Below are 20,235 nucleotides of genomic sequence, written 5' to 3' on the forward strand. Positions count from 1 at the left end.
CTCGTCGACGACACCCCGTACGCGTGGGTCAGCGTGCGGAACGGCGCAGTCGGCGGGCCCCCAGCAGCAGTCCGCCACCGGTGGCGAGCGCGGCCACGGCGCCCGTGCCGTACACCCACTCGCGCGGGCCGGTGTGGGCGAGGGAGCCCGCCTCGACGGGATCCTCCGGCCCCTCGACCGAGAACCGGTAGCCGCCCGCCTCGCCGATCCAGTCACCGTCGTCCCCCTTGCGCTGGACGAGCGCGGCGTCGGCGACGACCTCGCCGACGGGCGCGTCGGGGGCGAAGGAGAGGCCCACCTTGACGGTCATGGAGCCCCCGGGGCCGACGGTGAAGCCGGGGAAGGCGTCGCCGCCGTCGAAGATGGCGATGATCTCGTCGCGGTCGCTGTGCTCCAGGCTGACGGGGAAGGTGCCGCCCGGGGCGTCGAACTCCATGCGCAGGTGGGCGGGGCGCAGGGTGTGGGCCTTGTCCGTGAAGACGACGATCGGGTGGATGGCCGTGCACTCGGAGTTGGTGGTGTTGGTCAGGTCCAGGTACCAGGTCTGCGGCCCGGCACCGGTGCGGTACACGGCCGGACCGCCACGGATCCGCGCCCCGATGGGGAAGGCGGTGCTCTTCCCGTCACCGCAGGTGGCCTGCGCGCGCGAGGGCAGCGCGGGGGCGGGGCGCCCGCCGCCCGCACCGATGTCGGCTCCGGCGGTGGACGCGGTGGTGGCGACCAGGGCGGCGGAGAGGGCGGCGGTGAGGGCAAGGGCTTTGCGCAGTCGCATGGAAGACCTTCGCTGCTCGCCGGACGGGACGATGATCGGACGAGGTGACAATCACCCTGGCCTGCCCGCACCCTGCCACTCCCGCGCGACCCCTCATCGGGAGCCACGCCTGAGTCGTACCGGTTTACGCCCGAATGACGCACGAGGTCAACCCCGTCCCACCCCCTGAACCCCAACCAGCGCATCCCAGCCCCGCCGGTGTTTGGGCGATCTTTCAGCCCCGCCGGCGTTTGAGGCGATCTTTCAGCCCCGCCGGCGATTGAGGCGATCTTTCAGCCCCGCCGGCGATTGAGGCGCGGGGTCCGGGGCGGAGCCCCGGTCAGGCGGTCGTGCCGAGCCAGGTGCCCACCGCGTAGGTGACGGCCATGGCGAGCGCGCCCCCCACGACGTTGCGCAGCACCGCCCGGCCCACCGGCGCCCCGCCCAGCCGCGCGCTGATCACCCCGCACAGCGTCAGCGCGGCCAGCACCGCCACCACCGTCACCGGTACCCGCTCCGACGGCCCCGGCAGGATGATCGCCAGCAGCGGCAGCAACGCCCCCACCGTGAAGGCGATGAGACTGGCGAAGGCCGCGTGCCACGGGTTGGCCAGCTCGTCGGGGTTGATCCCGAGCTCCACCCGGGCGTGGGCCCGCAACGCGTCCCGCTCCGTCAGCTGCTCGGCGGCCTCCCGGGCCACGTCCCGGCTGAGCCCCCGCTCGGCGAGCAGGTCGGTGAGTTCGTCGAGTTCCGCCTCCGGCTCCTCGGCCAGTTCCCAGCGCTCCAGGTCCAGCGCGGCCTTCTCGGAGTCCCGCTGCGAGCTGACGGAGACGTACTCCCCCGCCGCCATCGACAGCGAGCCCGCCAGCAACCCTGCGACACCCGCCGCCAGGATCGCCGAGCGCGAGGTGGTGGCTCCCGCCATACCGACCACCAGGCCCGCGGTGGAGATGATCCCGTCGTTGGCGCCGAGCACACCCGCGCGCAGCCAGTTGAGCCGTGTGCTGATCTCCGCGCTCTGCGATCCGCTGCCCTCGCCGTGCGCCTCGATGTGCGCCTTGCCGGGCCGTTCGCCCGCGCCTTCGCCTGCCGTCACGCCCCCACTGTCGCGGCCCGGGGCCCGCGGGGCCACCCGGCGGACCGGTCCGGGGTGCGCGGGCCCGGCCCCCGTACCAGGGTGGAGGGGTGAGACGCGGACGTCAGGAGCCGGGTTGGCTGCGCGGCGAGCCGCCGCCGCGCTGGGCCCGGATCGCGCCCGCGGTGGCCCTTGTCGGGCTGGTCCTCGCGCAGGCGCTCACCCCCGGTGACGTGGAGCTCGGCTATTTCCTGGCGGGCCTGCCCCCGGTGGCCGCCTTCGCGTACGGGGCGGCCGGGACCGCGGTCTTCGCCGCGATCGTCCTGCTGCTGCTGGGCGTGCACGAGCTCGGCGTCGCCCATGCCCGGGGCACCGATCTGGCCACCGTGGCCGTCGTCGGCGTGCTCAGCGTGGTGATCGCCTGGGTCCGCCAACGCCGGGACGCGCAGCTGGTCAGTGTGCGGACGGTGGCGGAGGCCGCCCAGCTCGCGGTCCTCCCGCCGGTGCCGGAACGGGTGGGCCCGGTGCGCTGCTCGGGCCTGTACCGGGCGGCGCAGCGCGGCACGCTGGTCGGCGGCGACCTGTACGACGTACGGGCCGGGCCGTACGGGGTGCGGGCCCTGGTCGGGGACGTACAGGGGCACGGGCTGGCGGCGGTCGCCACGGTCGGGGCGCTGCTCGGCGCCTTCCGCGAGGCCGTGATCGACGACGCCGGGCTCGGGGCGGTCGCGGCCCGGCTGGACCGCCGGCTGGTGGCGGACGCGGCGGCCGCCTCGGTCGAGCATCCGGAGCTGTTCGCCACGGCCGTGCTGCTGGAGTTCCCGCCCGGCCTGGATGTCGTACGGATCGTCTCGTGCGGGCATCCGCCGGCCCTGCGGGTCCGAGGACCGGCGGTGGAGGAGGTGGTCGTGGATCCGGGGCCGCCCCTGGGGCTGGGGCTCGCCGGCCCGAGCCCGCCGAAGGTGACGGAGCTGGCGGTGCACCCCGGGGACCAGCTGCTGCTGCACACCGACGGCGTGACGGAGGCCCGCGACGCGACGGGGCACTTCTACCCGTTGGCCGCCCGCGTGCCCGTACTGGCGCGGGACCCTGGGGGCCTGGTCGGGGCGGTGTGGCGGGACCTGTTGGCCTTCACGAACGGCGGCCCGAACGACGACGTGGCCCTGCTGCTGCTGTCCCTGGACGGCCGGGAACCGGTGACGTAGGCCGCCGTGCCCGGGCGGAGCCCGCTCGTCCAGGGGACCGCGGGGTCCGACCCCGCCCGGCCGGCGCCCGGCCGGTCGGGGCCCTGTCGTGCGGTGCGGCCGACAACCGACGCCTACGACTCCATGATGAACGCGCGCACCATCTTGCAGGTGACATTCGACGGCCGGTGGATCCCCGTCCGGACGGCCATCGTCCGGATCTTCCGGTTGGTGGCACGCCGAGCGTCGTACGTCCCCGAGTCGAGCAGGGATATCGCCAACCGCATCGCCTTCAGACGGCGGTTGTGGCTCTCGTACCACTCGCGGGGCAGCCCCGCCGGCAGTGGCTTCTTCTTGACGTGCTGGACGGTGGTGGCAGTGGCCATCTACAGCCTCCCAAACGGTAGTTGGCTTCCTGTCGTTCTCCCTCGATTTTACCGGGGACCACTGACAGAAACCCCTGGCCGGACGCAGCCCGGTTAGGGTTGACGCCATGGAGATCTGGATCAATCCCGCCTGTTCCAAGTGCCGCAGCGCCCTGACGCTGCTGGACGCGGAGGGCGCCGATTACACGGTGCGCCGCTACCTGGAGGACGTGCCCTCCGAGGACGAGATCCGCGAGGTGCTCGGCCGTCTCGGGCTGGAGCCGTGGGACATCACGCGCACCTCGGACCCGCTGGCCGAGGAGACCGGTGTCAAGGACCTGCCGCGCGAGGGGACCGACGCGGCGCGCGGGCTGTGGATCGCCCACCTCGCCGCCCACCCGAAGCTCATCCAGCGCCCGATCATCACCGCCGAGGACGGTACGGCCGTGGTCGGCCGCTCCGAGGAGGCCGTCCGCGAGGCCCTGTCCCGCAAGGGATAGGAGTGTCCCGCCCGGTCGGACGCGGCGGCCGAGGTCGAGGTGCCCGTCTCCGTCGACCTCGTGATGCCGCGCGGGAGCTGCAGAACCGTACTCAGCGGGCGAGCCGCCGGACGATCTCCTCGGCCGCCGTCAGCGGCAGCGCGTGGTGCGTGACCCCGGGCAGTACGTCGACACGCGCGCCCGGCAGCACCTCGCGCGCAGCACGGGCCGCGCGGCCGGAGTCGTGGCAGCGGGCGAGCCCGGCGAAGAGGACCTCGACCCGCGGGCCCGTGCCCGAGGGGTGCGCGAGCCCGGCCGGGTCCGGGCGCGGCCCGGTGACCGGCCGGACGGCGGGAAACCCGGCGCTCTCCTCCTGCAGCCGCAGCCAGGCCGGATCGAGCACGGCCCCGCGGGTCTCCCAGGCGAGGAAGGAGCGGATCCGGTCCGGGGTGGGTCGCGCCAGCATGGGCACGGCGCGCAGTACGTAGCCCGGGCGCAGCCCCGCGAAGACCTGGGTCGGGTCGAGCAGCACCAGACGGCCGAGCCGGGCCGGGCGCAGGGCGGCGTGGTGGGCCGCGATCCAGGCCCCGTACGAGTGCCCGGCGAGGGTCACCGGCCCGTGCGGGCCCAGCCCGTCGAGGACCGCGTCGAGCCAGCCGACCAGGTCCCCGACGGACCGGATCGCCCGGTCGGACGCCGGCACGCTGAGCCCGGGGTCGCCCACCAGGTCCACGGCGTGCACCTGGTGGGCGCGGGCCGCCCCGGCCGCGACGCAGGCCCCCCAGACGGTGGAGGTGGCCCCGCCGCCGGGCAGCAGCACCAGCGGTGGCGCGCCGGCCGGGCCGCAGCGGTTGACGCGGGTGACCCCGAACGGGGTGGGCAGGTCGACGGACTCGACGGGGCCGGGCCACCGGCCGAGCGCCGCATCGTAGGCGGCGCGGAAGGAAGACGTCCGACGCATGTCCCGCTCCGATGCCCGAGCCACTGTCTCCTCCGACCGTCGACTGTCGCGCAATCTCTCGCCAGGCGATAATCTCGCTCAGCGAGAGATTGCGCCAGGGGGAGATGTGGACGAGAACCGGAACCCGGACCACCGGGAACCCGCGAACGGGGAACCCGTGGACGAGGAACCGGTGAACGAGGAACCCGTGAGCGAGGAACCCGACAACCTCGGGCTGGTGCACCTGCTCCGCGCGGTGACCGTCGAATTCGGCCTGCGCCAGACCGACTTCGCCGCCCGCAACGGCATGCACCCCACCGACGTACGCGCCCTGATCTGCCTGCTGGACGCGGCCCGCGCGGACGAACCGGCCACCGCGGGCCTGCTCGGCGCCCGCCTCGGCCTCAACTCCGCCGGCACCACCGCCGTGATCGACCGCCTCGAACGACTCGGCCACGTGGCGCGCGTCCGCGACGACCACGACCGACGACGGATCCTGCTGCGCGTGGAACCGGCCGCGATCCGCCTGGGCCGGGAGTTCTTCGGACCCCTGATCGACGGCATGCTCCAGGTGCTCGACGGCTTCGACCCCGCCGAACGGGAGACCGTACGCCGCTTCCTGACGGCCACCCACGCCGTCTTCGCACCGGAGCCACGCCCATGACCACCCCCGACCAGGGACCCGGCGGCGCCGACCTGCACCTGGAACTCCCCGCCGAGGGCGCCCGCCGGACCGCCCTCGCCCAGGCCCTGCGCAGCGCCGTGCGCAGCGGCCGACTGGCCGGCGGGACCCTGCTGCCGCCGTACCGGACGCTGGCCGCCGACCTCGGGCTGGCCCGCAACGCCGTCGCCGACGCGTACGCCGAGCTGGTCGCCGAGGGCTGGTTCACCGCCCGGCAAGGCTCCGGCACCCGCGTCGCCGAAGGGATCGCCACCACCGACGCACCGACCGCCACGGTCGGACCCGCCCCCGACCGACCCCGCTACGACCTGCTCCAGGGCAAGCCCGACCCCGCCTCCTTCCCGCGGGCCGCCTGGGCCGCGAGCGCCCGCCGGGCCCTGGCCGAGGCGCCCACCGAGGCCTTCGGGCCCGGCGATCCGCAAGGCCGCCCCGAACTGCGCCGGGCCCTGGCCGGCTACCTCTCCCGGGCGCGGGGCGTGCGCTGCGGCCCCGAGAACATCGTGATCTGCTCCGGCTTCGCCAACGGACTACGGCTCCTGACGTCCGTCCGGCCCCCCGACTGGGCCGTCGAGGCGTACGGGCTGCCCTTCCACCACGGCATCCTCCGGACCGCCGGGGTCCACCCGCACCCCGTCCAGGTCGACGAGGACGGCGCCCGGCTGGGGGCACCTCCCGGCCGGAGGCTGGGGGAGGAGCTCCCCTCCCGGGTGCCCACGTTGCTGCTCACACCGGCGCACCAGTTCCCGACGGGCGGCCGCCTGCTGCCCGCACGGCGGGCCGCCGCCGTGGAATGGGCCCGACACACCGGTGCCGTGATCGTGGAGGACGACTACGACGGCGAGTTCCGCTACGACCGCAAACCGGTCGGCGCGCTGCAGGGACTGGCCCCCGAACACGTGGTGTACGCGGGCTCGCTGAGCAAGAGCCTCTCCCCGGCGCTGCGCCTGGGCTGGCTGGTCCTCCCGGACCGGTTGCGCGACCAGGTCCTGGCCGCGAAGGGCCTGCGGGAGTCCTGGGCGAGCACGCTGGACCAGCTGGCCCTGGCCGACTTCATCGAGTGCGGGGCGTACGACCGCCACGTACGCCGCATGCGCCTGCGCTACCGGGACCGCCGCGACCAGCTGGTCGCCGTACTGGCGGCACGCGCCCCGGAGGTCCGGGTGACGGGCATCTCGGCCGGCCTGCACGCCGTACTGGAACTCCCCCCGGGCCGGGAGTCCCCCGCCCTCGCGGCGGCCCACGCCGCGGGCCTGGCCCTGGACGGCCTCTCGGCCTACCGGCACCCGGCCGACCCGACCCCACCCCGCGAGGGCCTGGTGGTCGGCTACGCGGCACCCCCGGACTCGGCATTCGCCCGGGCGCTCGAAGTCCTGGCGGGGGTGGTGGGCCGGTAGGGCCGCGCGATCAGCCGCCGGACACCGGGGCCGCGGGCCAGGCGACGGAGGTCTCGGCCGCGACCCCGTAGCCGACGCCGGGAACGTCCCAGCCGTAGAGCCGGCCGACCTGGTCACGGAACCAGCCGGTGTCCGCCGCGTCGGCGATCGTGTCGGCGCCGACCTCGTCCCACGTGGCGCGGACGGCGGCCTGGACCCGCGGGTCCATCTCCCAACCGTCCAGCCGGATGCGGTCCTGGTCGTCGAGGACGAGCTCGGCGTCACCGGCGAGCTGCTCCCACAGGGCCGCCGCCTGATCGACGGTGCTCTGCCAACCGTCACCGGTGACGCGGTGAAGGATGCTGGTGTAGAGCGCGATGCTCGGAATCGCCGTGGAGGCCTGGGTGACGGCCGCGCCCGCGACGACGGTGTGGGCGTGGCCCGTGCCCCCCAGCCGGGTGTTGATGGCGCGGGCGGTGTCTTCCAGGTGCTGCTTGGCCGCGCCGATGGTTCCGGCCCGGTAGATGGGGGCGGTGATGTCGGAGCCGACGTACGACAGCGCGACGGTCCGGAATCCCTCGGCGAGCAGACCCTTGGACTCCAGTACGTCGATCCACATCTGCCAGTCGGCGCCGCCCATGACCTGCACGGTCGCATCGCGCTCGGCCTCGTCCGCGGCCTCCAGGTGCAGCGCGCCGACCTGCGGGACGCCGTCCTCGAACACGAGCGTCTTCGCGCGGTAGTCGGTGCCGAGCGGCTTGATGACGGAGTGGTGGACCTCGCCGGTCAGCGGGTCCGTCCGACGCGGGGCCGCGATGCTGTAGATGAGCAGGTCGACCTTGCCGAAGCGGGCGGCGAGCCGGCTCGCGGCCTCGTCCTTGACGCCGTCGGAGAAGGCGTCGCCGTTGAGGAAGCTGAAGTCGGCGCCGGCCTCGGCGGCGAGTTCGGCGGTCCGCGCGGTGCGATACCAGCCCGCGCCGGCGGTACGCCGCTCGGTCTCGGCGGCCTCGAAGGCGATGCCGAGCCCGCGCATCCGGTGGCCGCGCAGGCCGACCAGCGTCGCGGCCAGCCCGTAGCCGGCGCTGGAACCGATGACGAGGGCGACGGGACCGGGCCGGTCACCGACAGGCTCGGGCGCCTGCTCCCACATCCGGTCGACCACCGCCTCGCAGCCGACCGGGTGGCTGTTGACGTACAGGTAGCCGCGGTTGCCGGGCTTGATCTCGCGGAGGCTCACTCGTGGGGTCCTTCGGGTGCGGGAATCGTGAACGACGGTCGCCGGCCCGGATCTCGCCCGGGAGGGGCCCTGTCCACATCCTCGGCGAGCACGCCCCGCCCGCACGATGTTGATCTTCACCAGAAGTGCCCGCCCATTCTTGTGGGTGTCCTTGGAAGGGGGCGAGGGGCGATCGGCCGGGGCCGGATCGGGGAGCGGGGGGCTCCGGGGGGGGCGGGAGCCGATCGACCGGGGTCCCGCCCCTCTTCACCCCGCCCCCACCTCCCACCCCCTAGGGTGGCTGGAGTGACAAAGAGGACGTATCGCATCAAAGGACCGTCGTGAACGAGGAGCAGCAGCCGCACGGCCGGCCGACCCCGACCCCGCCGACCCCGCCGACCCCGCCCGGCCTCCCCGGCGAGGGCTCGGAGCGGGTCGGGCGACGGGGGGTCGACTGGATGTTCGGTGGGGTGTACGGGACCGTTCTGGCCAGTGCGCTGTTGGCCGCGCTGCACCAGAAGGGGGAGGAGTTCACCCCGTACTACGACGCCAGCTGGGTGCTCGTGACGGCCGCGACCGCCGGGCTCGCGCACGGCTACGCGCACCACATGGCCTCCCACCTGCAGGACTCCGCCGCGCACCGGTGGCGGTTGCTGGGGCTGACGCTGTGGAACGAGTGGCCGCTGATCGTGGCCGCCCTGCCCACCGTCCTGCTGCTGGTCGCCGCCGGGCTGTTCGGGTGGGACGCCTACGCGGTGACCGCCGTCGGGCTGGGGCTGAACACGGCCCTGCTGTTCGCCTGGGGCGCGCTCGTCGCGCTCCGCGTGGGCCACCGACTCGGCTCGGCCCTGGCGATCGGCATGGCGGACGCCACGATCGGCCTGGCCATCATCGTGGCGAACGCGGTGATCAAGTAGGGAGCTGCGCCTCCGCCTCGGCCAGGATCTCCGTCAGCCGGGCTCCGAACTCCGCCCCGCGCGGATCCGGCACGCCCGTCCGGGCCGCGGTGAGCAGCGCGTCCAGGGCGCGCCCGTAGGCGCCCGGTACGTCGCTCCAGCCGGGCAGTTCGTGCACGCCTTCGGTGCCGCGCAGTTCGAGTCCCACCCCGGCGGCCGCGCGCGGCGCGCCCAGGCTGAGTACGGCGGTGCTGGCCGCGCCGGAGGTGTGGCGCAACGCGAGTTGGACCACGTCGGAGGGGCCTCGGGTGGCGCTGATCGCGGTGACCTCGCCGAGGACCGGGATCAGGACGGAGAGGGCGTGCGGGCCGACGTCCCACAGTCCGCCCTTGGCCTTGCGCCAGGGCGAGTCGGCGTAGGCGCTGGGTGTTCCGTCGGACGGGAAGACGGCGCCGAGCCAGTGGGCCGCGGCCGTGAACCAGCCGGAGCGTGCGGCCTGTTCCTCGACCCAGCTCGCGGTGGGCTCGGCGAAGCGCAGGGTGAGGAAGACGACGGAGGCGACCTGGTGGCGCGCGGCGGCTTCGGCGACGGCGCGTGCGTCTTCCACGGTGGTGGCGACGGGCTTGTCGAGGAGCAGGTGGCATCCTGCGGCGGCGGCGCGGACGGCCATGGTGGCCTGTACGTCGGGCGGCAGGGCGAAGGCCACGGCGTCACACTCGGCGAACAGCTCGTCGGGGTCTTCGTACACCTTCACGCCGTACTCGTGCGCCAGCTCGGCCGCGGCTTCGGGCCGGCGGCCCCACACCCCGACGAAGTCGGAGCCGGCGTGCGCGGCGAGGGCGGGGGCGTGGGTGCGGTGCGCCCAGGGGCCGGTGCCCAGCAGTCCGACCCTGGGGCGGCGGCCTGCTGGGGCCTGATCGGTGGCTCCGTCGGCGACGCGTTCGGCGGCGCTCTCGATGGGGCCCTCGGCGGAGTTCAAATCAGACGAAATGCTCACGTGGTCAGTCTGCCCCACCCGGACGGGCGCGCCGTCATCAACCCGCACAACCCGCCCGACCTGCGGTGCAAACCTCGGTAACACGGGGTTCACACACGGGCAACGGAAGAGAAATCGCGGGCGGGCACGCTGCGGTCATCACCGCAGCGACGAAACAGCGACCAGCAGCACCCGCAGAGTCTGAGGATGGGGCCCGTGAGCTACAAGGCTGAGTACATCTGGATCGACGGCACCGAGCCGACGGCGAAGCTTCGCTCCAAGACGAAGATCCTCGGGGACGGCGACGCGCTGCCGATCTGGGGCTTCGACGGATCGAGCACGAACCAGGCCGAGGGCCACGCGTCCGACCGCGTCCTCAACCCGGTCTTCTCCTGCCCGGACCCGATCCGCGGCGGTGACAACGTCCTCGTCCTGTGCGAGGTCCTGAACATCGACATGACCCCGCACGAGTCGAACACGCGCGCGCTGCTGCGTCCGATCGCCGAGAAGTTCGCCGGCCAGGAGCCGATCTTCGGCATCGAGCAGGAGTACACCTTCTTCGACGGCACCCGCCCGCTCGGCTTCCCCGTGAACGGCTTCCCGGCCGCGCAGGGCGGCTACTACTGCGGTGTCGGCTCGGACGAGATCTTCGGTCGCGACATCGTCGAGAAGCACCTGGACCACTGCCTCGCGGCGGGCCTGAGCATCTCCGGCATCAACGCCGAGGTCATGCCCGGTCAGTGGGAGTTCCAGGTCGGCCCCGTCGGTCCGCTGGAGGTCTCGGACCAGCTGTGGATCGCGCGCTGGCTGCTCTACCGCACCGCCGAGGACTTCAACGTCTCCGCGACGCTGAACCCGAAGCCGGTCAAGGGCGACTGGAACGGCGCGGGCGCGCACACCAACTTCTCCACGAAGGCGATGCGCGAGGACTACCGCGCGATCATCTCCGCGTGCGAGGCGCTGGGCGAGGGCAGCAAGCCGCTCGACCACGTGAAGAACTACGGCGCCGGCATCGACGAGCGCCTGACGGGTCTGCACGAGACCGCCCCCTGGAACGAGTTCAGCTACGGCGTCTCGGACCGCGGCGCCTCGGTCCGTATCCCGTGGCAGGTGGAGAAGGACGGCAAGGGCTACATCGAGGACCGCCGTCCGAACGCGAACGTGGACCCGTACGTGGTGACCCGCCTCATCACGGACACCTGCTGCACGGGCCTGGAGAAGGACGGCCTGGTCTGAGGACCAGGTCAGGAGACAGCGCAGCCGGGAACAGCACCACCCGCAACAGCACCACCCGGACCGCGTCCGGCCGATGACCACTGACAGCGCCCGCCACGCCCCCCCGGGGCCGGCGGGCGCTGTCAGTGGCGTGTGGGACGGTGTGACCATGTTGGCGATCAAGATCCAGACGGAGCGCGGCGAGTCCTACGAACGCCCCGCGCTCGGCATGTTGTCCGAACTGGTGGAGCGCATCGGCGCGGACGGGGACCACTTCGTCGTCGTCGAGCGGATCGTCGAGGACCCGGACGTCTACATACAGGTCTGGCGCGACGCGGGCGCCGACTACCAGTTGGAGCACCGGGACGGGTCCGCGGAGCGGCACTTCCAGGCGTATCTGCCCACGGCGGCCGAGGTGGTGGAGGTCATGGCGCGCTGGGCCCGTCAGGAGAAGGGCTGGGACGTCGGGCCGGGGTGGCAGCCGCTGCACCTCGACTGAGGGTCGACTTTGTCCGGGATTGACAGGGGCGTGCGCTCGACATGTGAGATTTCGATCCACGCTGTGAGACGGGGCCTGCCTTGGGGACATGACATCTGGTTGAATGGCGTCATGGCCAGCCATTCGCACACCTCGTCAGGTCGCAGCGACCTCGAGCCTTTCTGGCCGTCCCGTCAGGATCACGATTACGACCGGGAGTGTTGCCGCGCGAAGAACGCGCCGGCCCTCTAAAGCCCCGGGATCACCTCTCCGACCTTCCCCGAGGCCTTCGGTCTGCGCGGTATCGACATCGACGACGTACGCACGTCTCCTGCCGACCACTCCGCGTGAAAGAGCTGACCACTCATGGCGAACACCCGCTCCCTCTCCTCCGCCGCCACCGCTGCGACCTCTCCCCTGACCTATCCGCCCAGTCCGCGCCACCGGCTCCGTTCCGTCGACCGAGACGAAGTGGCTCGCGTCGTGGACCTCCTGCCGCCGGGTGCCACCTGGCTGCCCGCGCCTCAGCACACCCTGCCGACGCTGCCGGGCCAGCCGCCGATGATCGGCTACCTGGTGCTCGTACCGGCCGACCAGCAGCCGCCGATCGCCTTCGCGCCGCAGGCGGTGGCCACCCCGGTCCCGTCGGCTCCCGCCGCCTCGGCCCCGGCCGGCCCGGGTGACGGCCTGGTCCGGATCGACTCGGCGCAGCGCACCGCCGAGGTCGACGGCCAGGTGCTCGACCTGACGTACCTGGAGTTCGAGCTGCTGGCCCACCTGGTGCGCCACCCGCACCGGGTGCACAGCCGGGACCAGCTGGTCACCACCGTCTGGGGCTACGGGCACGTCGGCGACGGCCGGACCGTGGACGTCCACATCGCCCGGCTGCGCCGCAAGCTGGGCGCCTCCCACCGCGCCGCGATCCAGACGGTGCGCCGGGTCGGCTACAAGTACGCCCCCTGAGCCGCCGGTTGACCTGACGGCGGTGGGCCCGTACTCCCCAGGGGAGTACGGGCCCACCGTCGGTCGGCGAACGGGCGCCGCGCGACTTCTACGCGGCTCCTACGCGGCCTCGGCCCTGCGGCCCGCGACGAAGCCCAGCAGGACGTCGACCGCGAGGAAGACGACCAGGCTGATCCCGAGCAGCGGGACGAACCAGCCGATGAGCGCGGTCACCGCGGCCACCGGCAGCAGCACCGTCACCGGGAGCTTGCGCCAGGCGCCGCGCGACGGCGCGCGGCCGGCGGACAGCGTGCGGTCCTTCGTCGGCCGGCGGAGCCACCACATGCGGTAGCCCCAGAAGACGAGGAACATCACGGCGACGGCGAGCGCGGCGAGCGCGATCTGGTTGACGAGCCCGAAGGTCGTGCCCATGTGCAGGTCGATGCCGAAGCGGGTCATCTGGGCGAGGACCGGGTAGTCGGCGAAGCGCAGTTCGTCCATGACGCGGGCGTCGGCGGGGTCGACGGCGACCGAGTCCAGGTGCACCGGCACCAGCTTGTCCTGCTCCTTGATGACGTACCCCTTGCCCTTGGCGGGCAGGGTCACGCGGAGCGCCTCGGTGACACCCGCGGCCCGGGCGGCGTCCACGGCCTTGTCTATGCCGACGTCGGTGGTGGGTGCGGGCGGCGGGGCCATCTGCGTGCCGTCGGGCATGGTGTGTCCGGCGTGCTCGTCGGAGCCGGCGGCCGCCCCGGCGCCGAGCTGCGCGGAGACGGCGGGGGTGGCCCCACCGAGGCTGTCCTGGAGTTCGCCGATGTTCTCACCGGCGTACTTCGACCAGGTCAGGCCGGTGGCGGAGAGGACGACGAGTCCGGCGACGGCCCACAGGCCGACAGCCCCGTGCCAGGACAGGGTGCGGCGGTGGCCGGTGGCCCCCCGGTCGGGGAGGACGAGCTGCGACTTCCGCTTGCGGCGGCGGCCGATCCACAGGGCGAGGCCGCCGAGGGCGACCACCCACATCCAGCTCGCGGCGAGCTCGCTGTAGTTCCGGCCGAACTCACCGAGCTGGAGGCTGGAGTGGAACTCGCTGAGCCAGGCCCGCAGCGGCAGCGCGTCGCCGACGGTGGCGAGCTGCCCGCGCACCTCGGCCGTATACGGGTCGACGAAGACGGTGAGGGTCTCGCCCTCGGGGAGGCCCGGGCTCTCCATGATCACCCGGGTGGTGGCCTCGGTGTCGGGGGCGGGCCAGACGGACACGACCGCACCCTCGGGGGCGGCGTCCATGGCCGCGTCGACCTGGGCGCTGAGCGGCAGGGCGCTCTCGCCGACGCGGGCGACGGTCAGTTCGTCGGAGTAGATGATGCTCTCGGCCTGCCAGGAGACGGCGTAGAGCAGCCCGGTGGCGGCGGCGAGGAAGATCAGCGGGGCGACGAGCAGGCCCGCGTAGAAGTGCATGCGCAGGAGCAGCGGGCGTACGGCGGCCCAGCCGCTGCCGCGGTTCTTGGCCGTCGCGGCCGGTTCGGCGTCCGGGGTGCGGACGTCTTGAGCCTCGTCAAGAGACATGGGGATCCTAGGTGTTGGCGAAGACACGGGGAATCAGCCCCAGGTCTCGCCGCTTCGCCAGGTCAGGCGTGGGCGGGCCGGCCGGGGGCCGTGAAGCGCGGGAGCGGAGCGCGTCCGGGCGGCCCGCGGCGCACCACGGCATGGGCGTGTACGGCTCCGCGCAGGCGGCGCGGCCGTTCGTACCGGGCGGGGAGGACGGGCGGGGCCGGTACGGCGGCCACCCGTGCGCGGACCAGGGCGAGCGCGCGGGCGAGCGGCCGGGCCGCGTGGAGCGCGGCGGTGGCCAGGACCCGGGCCAGCCGGAAGACGGCGGCCTCGCCGCGTGCGAGCCAGGCGGCGCAGAGCAGCGCGGCGAGCACGTGGGCGGCGATCATTCCGGCGCCGCCATGACCGGCCATGCCGACCATGTCGGCCATGTCGTTCATGCCCGTGGTGCCTGCCATCCCTGTGGCGCCCGCCATATGGGCCAGGTCGGCCGCGCCGGAGGCTTCGGCGGCCATCGCGCCCGCGTCCGCGGCCGGCACCGGGTGGTGACCGTGCATCGGGGCGGGAGCGGCGAACGGCTTCGCGGCCGCGCTCCCCGAGAAGACCAGGTGCAGCGCGCCCTGCACGGAGAGCACCGCGGCGGTGATGCCCACGGGGCCCCGCCGTCGCCCGGCGGCGAGCCATGCGAACCCGCCGGTCACCCCGAAAGCACCCAGAAGGCCGAAGAAGGGGATATCCGTGCCGGACATGTACGAATGCCCTATCGCGCCCAAGGCGACGCACATCGCCGCGAAGATTGCGGCTCGCGTGGCGCGCATCGGCGCGAATGATTCGAACATGGCCGGGACATGTTCGCACGGGGTGCCTCGGTTCCCGCCAGAGGCTTATCCGATCATGAGCAGATGAATCCAATTCCGTGGGGAGCGGTGTACGCCGGCGGGGTCCAGCTCGGGGCGTACGCCTTGCAGCGCACCGGGGCCGCCGAGCGGGAGCGCCTGCTCCGGGACTGCTCGACGAACGTCGACAATCTCGCCGCCGGACGCTGGGAGACGCTGCTCAGCAGCGCCCTCGTCGTCGAGGAGCCCATGCCCCTGCCGTACGCGCTGCTGCTGGTCGCGGTCCTCGGATACGCCGAGTACGCGTACGGAGCCTGGTGGGCGGCCGCGGTGTTCCTGTTCGGGCACGCCGCGGCGACCCTCCTCGTCTACGGCGCCCTGCGCACCACGACCGATCAGCCGACCCGGCGCGCGTTGGACGTGGGGACGAGCTACGGGTTCAACGCCGTGCTCGGCTCGTTGACCTCGGCCCTGCCGCGCGGGGCGGTCCGTACCGCCGCGCGGGTGGGGCTGCTGGCGCTCGCGGCGGCGCCGGTGGTCCGGCGCGGGCGGACCTTCACGGACGCCGGGCACCTGGCCGCGCTCGGGGTGGGCATCGGGGTCTCGCCGGCCTTCGATTGCCTTTCCGGGGCGAAACATCAGAAAATTACATGAACCACACCCAGCAGGAGCCGCCACGATGACCGCCACCCCGTCCACCACCGTCGCCAACCTTCGCGACCTCGGCGGCACCCCGCTCTCCGGCGGCCGCACCGTCCGCCCCGGCCTGGTCCTGCGCTCCGGCCAGCTCGACCGGCTCGACCTCGACGCCGACCCGGTGGTGGCCGCGCTGGGCCTGCGTACCGTCATCGACTTCCGCACCGACGCCGAGCGCGCCGACCACCCCGACCGGATACCCGCCGGGGCCCGGGTCCTGATCGGCGACGTCCTCGCCGACAAGTTGGACTCCGCCAGGATGCCCGCCGCGGTGCAGCTCAAGGACCTGCTGTCCGACCCGGCCGTGGCCGAGGAGCACCTGGGCGGCGGGCGGGCACAGGCGCTGTTCGCCGACACCTACCGGTCCTTCGTGAACTCCGGCTCCGCGCAGGCCGCATACCGGATGCTGCTCACCGAGGCCGCCGACGCCGACTCGGGCCCGCTGCTGTTCCACTGCACGGCCGGCAAGGACCGGACCGGCTGGGGCGCGACGGTCGTCCTGGCGCTGCTGGGCGCGGACGACGAGACGCTGATGGCCGAGTACCTGTCCGTCAATCCGGCGGTCAAGCAGGCTTTCGCCCCGATGATCGAGGGCTTCACGGCGGCCGGCGGCGACCCGGACATCGCGCTCGCGCTGATCGGCGTCTTCCCCTCCTACCTGCGGGCGGCACTGGACGAGGTCGAGACGCGGTACGGCTCGATGGAGAAGTACGTGCGTGAGGGGCTCGGTGTCGCCGACGAGACGGTCGAGGCGCTGCGCGCCCGTCTGGTGGCCTGACCCCCGCACTCCGCACCCCCCGCGTCGGGACCGGGACCCGGCGCGTGGACCGGGACCCGGCCCGCGGACCGTTACGCGGCCGGGGGACCCGGATCGGTGACCATCCGACGATTCGCTCGTTCTGCTGAACGTGACTGCGCCGGATACCGCCACCCGCTCCATGCCTCCCGTGTCTCCCGTGCCGCCGGACGTCGAGCAGGCCGAGGCCGCCATCGTCGAGCACTACCCCCGGCTGGTGCGGCTCGCCTATCTGGTGCTGCCGCCCGCCCTCGGCCGCAACCGGCGGGTGCTCACCGCCCACTCGCTGGTCCAGCGGGCACTGCCGCGCGGGCGGCGGGATTCGGCGGCGGCCGCGGCCGCCGTGCAGGGCGGGGTTCCGGGGCAGCGGGGCGGGCCGGACGACTCCGGGTACGCGTACGTCCGGCTGCGCGTGCTGCGCGCCGCGCTGGAGGCGGGGATTCCGCTGACCTTCCGGGCGCTGCCGAGGCGGGCGCAGCTCCCGCCGGTGCTCCCTCAGGTGTGGGGGCTGCGGCTGTTCCCCCGCTCGGGCGGGGCCGAGGAGCTGGCCCTCGACCAGTGGTTGGCCACCCTCGACGGGCCGGGCCGGGCCGCCTGTGTGCTGCGGGCGCTGGAGCGGCTCTCGGAGCCGGAGGTGCTCCGGGTGCTCGACGAGGCCGGGGTTCCGGATCCGGCCGCGGCAGTCGCGGAGTCCGGGGATCCGGCGAACGACGCGCTGTTCGCCTCCCCCGAGTTCGACCCGTGCGTGCTCCAGGCCCGGCCCACCGATCTGCTGCGGCGGCGGCGTCTCGGGCGGGCCGCGCTGGCCGCCGGGGCCGCGCTCGCCGTGTGCGGGGCGCTGCTCGCGCTGCCGGGTGGGGGCTGGGGCTCGGACGGGGCCGCCGCCCCGCTGTACTCGCGCAACGCCGCGGCCGAGCAGGCCCTGGATCCCGGGAAGTTGGTCCGTGCCGCGCCCATCCTCTGGCGCACGTCCTCCCGTACGGACTTCTCCACCTGGCCCGCCCGCGGCGACCGGGCCGGCGACACGGAGCTGCTGCGCCGGGCGCTGGCCGTGTGGGCCCGGCCCGGTCCGTCGGTGGTCACCTCGGCCACGCCGGGCACGCCCGTCGGGCCGCCGATGGGACCGGCGCAGCTGCTGTTCGCGGGTGCCGTGGACCAGGCCGTCGTGGTCCTGATGTACGACGGGCTGCGCGTGGTGCGCTACGCCGAACCGCGGACCGGGACCGCGGGCGCCGCCCTCGACTTCGCCCGGACCGACGGCGCCTCGGCGGACACCGCGACCGCGCTGGTGCTCAGCCGGGTCGACGGCAACGTCCGCTACCTCACCGCGCCCTGGGTGACCGGCGCGGCCCTGCGGGACCTGCTCAAGCCCACTGCCCCGGTGGTGGCGCTGAAGCCGACCCCGGACGGGGTGACCCCGCCGGTGGCGGGCCCGGCGCCGGCGGGCACCTGTACGAGCTGGAACGCGCTGGCCCTGACGGGCGACGGCGCCACCCGGCTGATCACCGACCTCGGTGAACTGACCCCGGCCCGGCTGACGTCGGGCGCGCCGGGCGCCGAGCGCGATGTGACGGAGGCGGCGGAGCTCGGGGACTGGTCGAGGATCGCGTGTCTGCTGCCGGCGGTCCGCTCGCACGGGGTCCGTACGGTCAACGCGTGGACGTACGCGAAGCAGCCCCTGCCGGAGGGCGACGGGACGGCGGCCTGGCTCTGCACGCGGGCCGAGACCTGGCAGGGTGCGGCGGACCGGGTGCAGGCGCAGTTCCTGGCCCCGGGTGCGCCGACGGCGGCGCAGGCGGCCCGGTCGGAGGGGTCGGCGGCCTGCGGGCCGCGGGAGCCGCGGGTGCTGGCGGGCGTGCTGTGGAAGTCGCGGGCGGGCCAGTGGTACGTACTGGCGGCGGGCAGCGCTCAGTTCGCCTCGCTGTCGGTGTCGGGCGGCGGGGTGAGCGGGTCGGCGAACGGCAACCGGCTGGCGGTGAAGGCGCCCGCGGGTGCCCAGGTGGACCTGTCGGGCAAGCTGACGGACGGGACGAAGGCGGGCGTGCTGCGGTAGACCTTCACACCCTCGCGGGTGGGTGAAGCTTCAACAGTCAGAAACTGTTGGGCAGTTGGCGGGATCCGGACATGACGGTCGCAGTCGACACATGGCATGATCTGATTCCGGTTACCACGCGGTAACCCCCAACACCCCTCCCCCACCCGAAGGTCACCCCACGTGCGCACGCTCGCCCGACGCCTCCTCATACCCGGCTTGACCGCCCTCGCCCTCACCGCCACCGGCTGCGGCTCGACCTCCCACACCGGCGCCGCCGAACCGGCCGCCCCCGCCGCCGTCACCCCCTCGTCCGACGGCACCTCGCAGCAGCTCGACGTGGCCGCGGCCCCGCAGGGGACGTCCACCCCGGCGGCCGTGGCCCGGGCCGACGGGAAGGGCAGGACCGAGAAGTCCGCGCTGAAGGTCGCCTCCTACGACCGGGCGACCGGCCGGGCCGTCATCGCCAAGGGCGCGCAGACGCCCGGCCGTTCGCCCGCGCCCGGCAAGTCGTCCGAGACCGGCAAGTCGCCCGAGGCCGGCAAGTCTCCGGAGGCAGGCAAGTCCCCGGAGGTCGGGAAGTCCCCCGACGCCGGGAAGTCTCCGGAGGCCGACAAGCCCGTCGCGGTCGGCGATGTCATCGCCAGCGCACCGGCCCCCGGCGCCCCCTCGGGTCTGCTCGCCAAGGTCACCGAGGTCGTCGGCAAGACCGACCAGGGCACCGAGGTCAAGACCGCCGCCACCACGCTGGCCGCCGTCCTGGGCGACGACAAGGCCGACGGCAAGGTCCCCGTGGACCCGGCGGCGGTCACCGTCGAACCCCTGACGAAGGGCGTCACCTTCTCCTGGGCCAAGGGTCCGGGCCTGACCTTCGGCCCCGAGGGCGCGAAGCTGCCGCTCGGCAACCTGCGGCTCGACGTCAACGCCTCCGTGGACACCGCCCCGGACGCCCCCGCCTCGGCCGGCGCCTCGGTGTCCGGGTTCGTCCAGCTCGCCCCGCAGGTCGAGTTCGCGTACGACGGCGGCGCCGGCGGGGCCCCCGGCCCGCGCGGCGCCTTCCTCGGCATGAGCGGTGACTGGTCCTCGCAGTGGAAGCTCCAGGGCCGCGCCGCCGCGAGCACCGGAGCGCCCAAGCGGATCCCGTTCGCCAAGCTGCACAGCTCGCCCGTCATCCAGGTCGGCCCGGTGCCGGTCGTCGTCAACCTCGACCTGACCTGCTACATCCAGGTGGAGGCCGACGGCCGCGTGACCGTCGAGGTCCAGCAGGACGTCAAGGGCGACTTCAAGGTCGGCGGCAGCTACGCCTCGGGCAAGGGGTGGACCCCGGTGAGCGCCTCGAACGTGAAGAGCACGCCGGTCAAGGCGAGCGTCACCGCCACCGGAAAGGTCAAGGGCGCGATCGGCGCCGAGGCCTCCGTCGGTCTCTACGGGGCCGTCGGCGTCACCGCGGACTTCGCCCCGTACGTGCGCGGTGAGGGCGACATCAAGGCGGCCGCGTCCAGCGACGGCAAGACCTCCCTGGAGGGCGCCTGGGCGCTGTACGGCGGCTTCGACCTGAGCGGGAACCTCCAGCTCCAGCTGTCGCTGTTCGGTACGCCCGTCTTCGAGCGCAAGATCCCGCTGGGCACCCTCAACCGCGAGTGGGCGCTCTCGACCGGCCACATCAAGCGATAGTCGGCGGGACGCCGGTACGAACACGAACACTGCCCGGGTGCGCAAGCGCCCGGGCAGTGGCATGTCGGAGAAGTCCTCGCA

The 20,235-nt window shown here is 73.9% G+C and carries 20 protein-coding genes; 12 read left to right on the plus strand and 8 right to left on the minus strand.

Annotated features, from left to right (window positions below):
- Positions 1-28: 28 nt before the first annotated feature.
- Positions 29-772, minus strand: a complete 744-nt coding sequence (locus tag AB8A24_RS31250) for a hypothetical protein (protein WP_266391712.1) — start codon at positions 770-772, stop codon at positions 29-31.
- A 319-nt stretch (positions 773-1,091) separates the two neighbouring features.
- Positions 1,092-1,802 (minus strand): VIT family protein, encoded by a 711-nt coding sequence (locus tag AB8A24_RS31255; RefSeq protein ID WP_369478189.1) that lies wholly within the window; start codon positions 1,800-1,802, stop codon positions 1,092-1,094.
- 134 nt (positions 1,803-1,936) lie between these two features.
- Between AB8A24_RS31255 and AB8A24_RS31260 the strand changes: the two genes are divergently transcribed.
- Positions 1,937-3,031: a PP2C family protein-serine/threonine phosphatase gene (locus AB8A24_RS31260; RefSeq protein WP_328963620.1), complete on the plus strand. Its 1,095-nt coding sequence runs from the start codon at positions 1,937-1,939 to the stop codon at positions 3,029-3,031.
- Positions 3,032-3,144: 113 nt separating this feature from the next.
- Here AB8A24_RS31260 and AB8A24_RS31265 read toward each other — a convergent pair whose 3' ends face one another.
- Positions 3,145-3,396, minus strand: coding sequence for a hypothetical protein (locus AB8A24_RS31265; protein ID WP_030012991.1), 252 nt, complete (start codon positions 3,394-3,396; stop codon positions 3,145-3,147).
- A gap of 107 nt (positions 3,397-3,503) precedes the next feature.
- On the opposite strand from AB8A24_RS31265, the gene AB8A24_RS31270 reads away from it, so the two are divergent.
- On the plus strand, positions 3,504-3,875 hold the full coding sequence (locus AB8A24_RS31270) for an ArsC/Spx/MgsR family protein (RefSeq protein WP_328963619.1): 372 nt from the start codon (positions 3,504-3,506) through the stop codon (positions 3,873-3,875).
- Positions 3,876-3,966: 91 nt separating this feature from the next.
- Here AB8A24_RS31270 and AB8A24_RS31275 read toward each other — a convergent pair whose 3' ends face one another.
- Positions 3,967-4,815 (minus strand): alpha/beta hydrolase, encoded by an 849-nt coding sequence (locus AB8A24_RS31275; RefSeq protein WP_328963618.1) that lies wholly within the window; start codon positions 4,813-4,815, stop codon positions 3,967-3,969.
- Positions 4,816-5,002: 187 nt separating this feature from the next.
- Between AB8A24_RS31275 and AB8A24_RS31280 the strand changes: the two genes are divergently transcribed.
- Positions 5,003-5,458: a MarR family winged helix-turn-helix transcriptional regulator gene (locus tag AB8A24_RS31280; RefSeq protein WP_328966006.1), complete on the plus strand. Its 456-nt coding sequence runs from the start codon at positions 5,003-5,005 to the stop codon at positions 5,456-5,458.
- On the plus strand, positions 5,455-6,870 hold the full coding sequence (locus tag AB8A24_RS31285) for a PLP-dependent aminotransferase family protein (protein WP_328963617.1): 1,416 nt from the start codon (positions 5,455-5,457) through the stop codon (positions 6,868-6,870). The genes AB8A24_RS31280 and AB8A24_RS31285 overlap by 4 nt, the downstream gene beginning before the upstream one ends.
- Before the next feature lie 10 nt (positions 6,871-6,880).
- On the opposite strand, the gene AB8A24_RS31290 is transcribed toward AB8A24_RS31285, so the two are convergent.
- Complete coding sequence (locus AB8A24_RS31290; protein WP_369478177.1) at positions 6,881-8,086, minus strand: enoyl-[acyl-carrier-protein] reductase FabV; 1,206 nt, start codon at positions 8,084-8,086, stop codon at positions 6,881-6,883.
- A gap of 320 nt (positions 8,087-8,406) precedes the next feature.
- Here AB8A24_RS31290 and AB8A24_RS31295 point away from each other — a divergent pair, with 320 nt between their 5' ends.
- Positions 8,407-8,982: a hypothetical protein gene (locus tag AB8A24_RS31295; protein WP_328963614.1), complete on the plus strand. Its 576-nt coding sequence runs from the start codon at positions 8,407-8,409 to the stop codon at positions 8,980-8,982.
- On the opposite strand, the gene AB8A24_RS31300 is transcribed toward AB8A24_RS31295, so the two are convergent.
- Positions 8,975-9,844, minus strand: coding sequence for a Gfo/Idh/MocA family oxidoreductase (locus tag AB8A24_RS31300; protein ID WP_328966005.1), 870 nt, complete (start codon positions 9,842-9,844; stop codon positions 8,975-8,977). The genes AB8A24_RS31295 and AB8A24_RS31300 overlap by 8 nt on opposite strands.
- A 309-nt stretch (positions 9,845-10,153) precedes the next feature.
- Here AB8A24_RS31300 and glnII point away from each other — a divergent pair, with 309 nt between their 5' ends.
- The 3 genes from glnII to AB8A24_RS31315 all read left to right on the plus strand — a co-directional run bounded on the left by glnII (position 10,154) and on the right by AB8A24_RS31315 (position 12,593).
- A complete protein-coding gene (glnII, locus tag AB8A24_RS31305; protein WP_369478178.1) occupies positions 10,154-11,173 on the plus strand; it encodes a glutamine synthetase in 1,020 nt (339 codons plus the stop codon).
- 148 nt (positions 11,174-11,321) lie between these two features.
- The gene (locus tag AB8A24_RS31310) at positions 11,322-11,651 is read left to right on the plus strand and encodes a hypothetical protein (RefSeq protein ID WP_369478179.1); all 330 of its coding nucleotides are present in this window, start codon (positions 11,322-11,324) and stop codon (positions 11,649-11,651) included.
- Positions 11,652-11,996: 345 nt separating this feature from the next.
- Positions 11,997-12,593, plus strand: a complete 597-nt coding sequence (locus AB8A24_RS31315) for a winged helix-turn-helix domain-containing protein (protein ID WP_328963611.1) — start codon at positions 11,997-11,999, stop codon at positions 12,591-12,593.
- A gap of 99 nt (positions 12,594-12,692) precedes the next feature.
- Here AB8A24_RS31315 and AB8A24_RS31320 read toward each other — a convergent pair whose 3' ends face one another.
- Positions 12,693-14,135: a PepSY-associated TM helix domain-containing protein gene (locus AB8A24_RS31320; protein ID WP_369478180.1), complete on the minus strand. Its 1,443-nt coding sequence runs from the start codon at positions 14,133-14,135 to the stop codon at positions 12,693-12,695.
- Positions 14,136-14,197: 62 nt separating this feature from the next.
- Positions 14,198-14,869, minus strand: a complete 672-nt coding sequence (locus tag AB8A24_RS31325) for a hypothetical protein (protein WP_369478181.1) — start codon at positions 14,867-14,869, stop codon at positions 14,198-14,200.
- Between the two features lie 153 nt (positions 14,870-15,022).
- Here AB8A24_RS31325 and AB8A24_RS31330 point away from each other — a divergent pair, with 153 nt between their 5' ends.
- From AB8A24_RS31330 to AB8A24_RS31345, 4 genes are all read left to right on the plus strand, one after another.
- Entirely contained in the window at positions 15,023-15,610 is a 588-nt protein-coding gene (locus AB8A24_RS31330; RefSeq protein ID WP_369478182.1) for a rhomboid-like protein, read from the plus strand.
- A 25-nt stretch (positions 15,611-15,635) separates the two neighbouring features.
- Positions 15,636-16,430, plus strand: coding sequence for a tyrosine-protein phosphatase (locus tag AB8A24_RS31335; protein WP_369478183.1), 795 nt, complete (start codon positions 15,636-15,638; stop codon positions 16,428-16,430).
- Between the two features lie 160 nt (positions 16,431-16,590).
- Positions 16,591-18,501, plus strand: coding sequence for a hypothetical protein (locus AB8A24_RS31340; RefSeq protein WP_328966004.1), 1,911 nt, complete (start codon positions 16,591-16,593; stop codon positions 18,499-18,501).
- Positions 18,502-18,663: 162 nt separating this feature from the next.
- Complete coding sequence (locus AB8A24_RS31345) at positions 18,664-20,154, plus strand: hypothetical protein (RefSeq protein ID WP_369478184.1); 1,491 nt, start codon at positions 18,664-18,666, stop codon at positions 20,152-20,154.
- Positions 20,155-20,235: the final 81 nt, after the last annotated feature.

The sequence above is a fragment of the Streptomyces sp. BF23-19 genome, from assembly GCF_041106355.1.
Taxonomy (GTDB): domain Bacteria; phylum Actinomycetota; class Actinomycetes; order Streptomycetales; family Streptomycetaceae; genus Streptomyces; species Streptomyces virginiae_A.